Annotated in this window: 4 protein-coding genes and 2 tRNA genes; 4 read left to right on the top strand and 2 right to left on the bottom strand. The window is 40.7% G+C overall.

Going from position 1 to position 3,689, the window contains the following annotated elements:
* Window positions 1–31 precede the first annotated feature (31 nt).
* From AUR67_RS10950 to AUR67_RS10940, 3 genes are all read left to right on the top strand, one after another.
* Window positions 32–108: transfer RNA gene (locus AUR67_RS10950), tRNA-Asp, on the top strand.
* Window positions 109–158: 50 nt separating this feature from the next.
* Window positions 159–235 (top strand) — tRNA-Asp (locus AUR67_RS10945).
* A 265-nt stretch (window positions 236–500) separates the two neighbouring features.
* The gene (locus AUR67_RS10940) at window positions 501–1,220 is read left to right on the top strand and encodes a helix-turn-helix domain-containing protein (RefSeq protein ID WP_058585305.1); all 720 of its coding nucleotides are present in this window, start codon (window positions 501–503) and stop codon (window positions 1,218–1,220) included.
* Between the two features lie 23 nt (window positions 1,221–1,243).
* On the opposite strand, the gene AUR67_RS10935 is transcribed toward AUR67_RS10940, so the two are convergent.
* On the bottom strand, window positions 1,244–1,708 hold the full coding sequence (locus AUR67_RS10935) for a sel1 repeat family protein (RefSeq protein ID WP_054551621.1): 465 nt from the start codon (window positions 1,706–1,708) through the stop codon (window positions 1,244–1,246).
* Window positions 1,709–1,829: 121 nt separating this feature from the next.
* Between AUR67_RS10935 and AUR67_RS10930 the strand changes: the two genes are divergently transcribed.
* Window positions 1,830–3,122 (top strand): NCS2 family permease, encoded by a 1,293-nt coding sequence (locus AUR67_RS10930; protein WP_054551620.1) that lies wholly within the window; start codon window positions 1,830–1,832, stop codon window positions 3,120–3,122.
* A 26-nt stretch (window positions 3,123–3,148) separates the two neighbouring features.
* Here AUR67_RS10930 and AUR67_RS10925 read toward each other — a convergent pair.
* Window positions 3,149–3,689 (bottom strand): hypothetical protein (locus AUR67_RS10925; protein WP_058585304.1); only part of this gene is annotated, 541 nt, incomplete at its 5' end.

The following is a 3,689-nucleotide window of genomic DNA, read 5'->3' as shown; positions in this document are numbered from 1 at the left end:
ACAAATTAAGTAATAACAATGATATCTCTGCGGAGTGGTAGTTCAGTTGGTTAGAATACCGGCCTGTCACGCCGGGGGTCGCGGGTTCGAGTCCCGTCCACTCCGCCATTTGATATCATAAACAAATTAAGTGCATTACCCCATGCATATACCACTGCGGAGTGGTAGTTCAGTTGGTTAGAATACCGGCCTGTCACGCCGGGGGTCGCGGGTTCGAGTCCCGTCCACTCCGCCATTTGTTTTCCTCAAACAAATGATTAGATAAGTCTTTACATTACACCTTACTTTTTACTTATACTGACAACGTATCTCGTATCTCGTATCTCGTATCTCGTATCTCGTATCTCGTATCTCGTATCTCGTATCTCGTATCTCGTATCTCGTATCTCGTATCTTTCATCCTATCTTGCTAATATTCTTCATTATTCCTATTTATTCAGCTTTTTATATCTGCATGAATAGCAAAGAATGGCGGCTCCACAACAAAAAGGAAATGCGTTATGAGTACATTCGGAACACAACTAAGACACTATCGCAGTGAGCTAAAACTAAGCCAACCAGAATTTGCAGAGCAAGTGGGGATAGAGCAAAGTTACCTTTCAAAACTTGAGAACGATAAATCAGTGCCTTCAAATGACACATTTCGTTCAATACTAACGGCGCTCAACCTAAAAATTTGCGACTTTATGGAGCCATTAAAAGATTCTGAAGATAAAGCTCGGTTGATTAACGTGCCTGACATTGAAGCTTGGTATAAGCAACAAAGTAATAAGCAATTCATTAAACAGCGTTCACTCGTCTATATTGCCATACTGTTAAGTGCGCTAGGCTGTGCCATGTTTTATTTAGGGCATCAAGAAAAGCTATTCAATAGAAAGTTCTATGAGTACAAATCATATGGTGTAGTGAAAGATAGTGAACCAGATGGCATTTTTCATGATTGGCGTATGCTCGTAGAACAAAGCAGCGAGAAAATAGATGCAAAACGTCGAGAAATGATTAGCAGGCATGATTTTAAATTTATTATCTCAGCGGACTATAAAGGTTTTTCGTTTGTAGAATCTGGCGAGCAAGGCAGGCGTTTATATAACCTTACTTCAAAAACACCTGTTATCAAGCCCCATAAAGGCCATGTGTGGCTTGAGTTTATAGGTATCTTATTGCTTGTAGTTGGTGCAGGTCTCATCACATTTGAGAGTAAACTGACAAGACAGCATTAATAAGTTGTAGAACCTGACGCGTGTTAGCTGGCGTCAGGATCACGAGGAATTAAATGAGCAAATTGTTGCTGGTGGATTTGTTCATATAGGGTAGCTGCATAGCTTTGCGCATCATGTAATCTGCGCGTACTGATGTGTTTTCTAAGATCATCAAGTGCAGCCGTTGCAGGTTCATAACCTTGGCTACTTGCCAGACTTAGCCACACCGCGCCATGAAAAACACTGTGCGGTACACCTTGCCCTTTGATGAAAAACAGCCCCATATAAAATTGCGCTCTATGGTTGCCCGCCATAGCTGCTAAACGCATCCATTTGGCAGCAAGGGGAGGCTGTTCATTTTTTAAATAATACAAAGCTTTGTTTAGTACGTTTTCAACAGATTGAGTACTTTTATTTGGCGCCGACCCTTTATCGGGTTGGGTAATAAAGGCAAGTACATTATCAAGCTGTTGCTCTAAATCTAAGCCTACTGGCGAATTATCAGACATAGTTTAGTTATTTTCTTGAAATAAAAGACCTTATTAGTTTAGAACATTGCAAGGTAAAATGTCCTCTTATTGAGATAAAATATGATAAAATTAGCCAATTAATCTCAACTTAAAGTTCAACATGTTCGAAAGACTTTTCAAAATCACTGAAAACAACACTTCTGTGCGCCGCGAGACTATTGCTGGCATCACAACATTCATTACCATGGTTTACATTGTATTTGTTAACCCTGCAATGCTTGCAGAAGCGGGAATGGATCAAGGTGCGGCATTCGTAGCAACCTGTATTGCTGCTGCAATTGGCTGTTTTATTATGGGTTTATGGGCAAACTACCCATTAGCATTGGCTCCGGGTATGGGCTTAAACGCCTTCTTCACTTATGGTGTTGTTTTGGGCATGGGCTACACTTGGCAAGCTGCATTAGGTGCAGTTTTTATGTCTGGCTGTATCTTCTTGTTCTTAAGCCTATTTAAGGTGCGTGAGTGGATCATTGATGCTATTCCTCTGGTATTAAAGCGTGCTATTGCTACAGGTATTGGTGCTTTCTTAGCGCTTATTGCATTGAAAAACGCCGGTATTATCGTAGCAAGCCCTGCAACCTTAGTGCAGTTAGGCGATATCACAGCCCCAGGCCCACTACTTGCGATTTTTAGCTTCTTTGTTATTGCAGCACTGTTATACCGCGATATGAAAAGCGGCGTACTTATCAGTATTTTATTAGTAACCGCAATTGCGCTTGGTTTAGACCTTGTGGAGTATCAAGGAATTATTTCAATGCCGCCTTCAATTGCACCAACCTTTATGCAATTGGATTTTGCAGCAGCATTCGAAATCTCAATGCTAACAGTGGTTTTTGCGTTCTTATTTGTTGATTTGTTTGATACTTCAGGCACTTTAGTTGCTGTAACGCAAAAAGCAGGTATTGCTGATGAACAAGGTAAAATGCCTCGTTTAGGTCGCGCACTAAGTGCCGACAGTACAGCTACTATTGCAGGCTCAATGCTTGGTACGTCAACAACAACGTCTTACATTGAATCAGTTGCAGGTGTGTCTGTGGGCGGCCGTACAGGTCTTACCGCTGTGGTTGTAGGCATTTGTTTCTTGTTAATGATGTTCTTTGCGCCACTTGCTGGCATGATCCCAGCTTATGCAACGGCTGGTGCGATTTTGTATGTTGCTGTGTTAATGATGCAAAACTTAAAGCTGGTAAATTGGGATGATATGACAGATGCCATTCCAGTGAGCGTAGTATTATTAATGACGCCGTTAACTTTCTCGATTGCGCACGGTATTGCACTTGGTTTTATTTCGTATACTGCAGTGAAGTTGGTATGTGGTAAAAAAGATGAAATCAGTATTAGTGTGTGGGTATTAACAGCGCTATTTATTGTTAAGTTTGCATTTTTATCTTAACTTGCACAAAGCAAAGAAAAAGTGGTTTACCACTTTTTCTTTGGTGCGAATAATACGTCTAAATCGTCCTGCTCTTGTTCTGCTTTCTTCTTTAGTGACGTTGCATTTGATGCTTTCAACTCAGAGCTAATTGTTTCTAAATAGCCTTCAACTTCTTGTCTTTTCGAGTTTACATAATCATCGCTGTAGCTAACTGAGGTCAGTGTTGCCAGTGCTTTTTCAAAATACTGTCTGGCAGAGCCCACCATATTTGCTGAGCGAGCTGAAATCCCGCGCTTAATTTGGCTTTCTACATTGATTCTTAACTGCAATTTTTCAAGGCGTTTATCTTCAGCAACAAATACTTGGCTATCTACTTTGCCTTTACCATGCTCTGAGCGAAGTACTGCTCGTAATTTCTTTATACCTTGAATTAGAGCTATTAATTGTTTGTCGTTATCTGGTAGTGCTAATGCATCGCTATTACTTGCTTCGATAGGAGAGGCTAAACGCTCTTTAGATTCTTTTAGTCTGTTTTTTAATTCTTTTGAACTTGGAGAAAGCTCAACCATTGAAACAAGTGCATCA

This window comes from Pseudoalteromonas sp. XI10 (assembly GCF_001469895.1).
In the GTDB taxonomy this organism is placed as follows: domain Bacteria; phylum Pseudomonadota; class Gammaproteobacteria; order Enterobacterales; family Alteromonadaceae; genus Pseudoalteromonas.
This window is presented reverse-complemented; position numbering and strand designations above follow the sequence as displayed.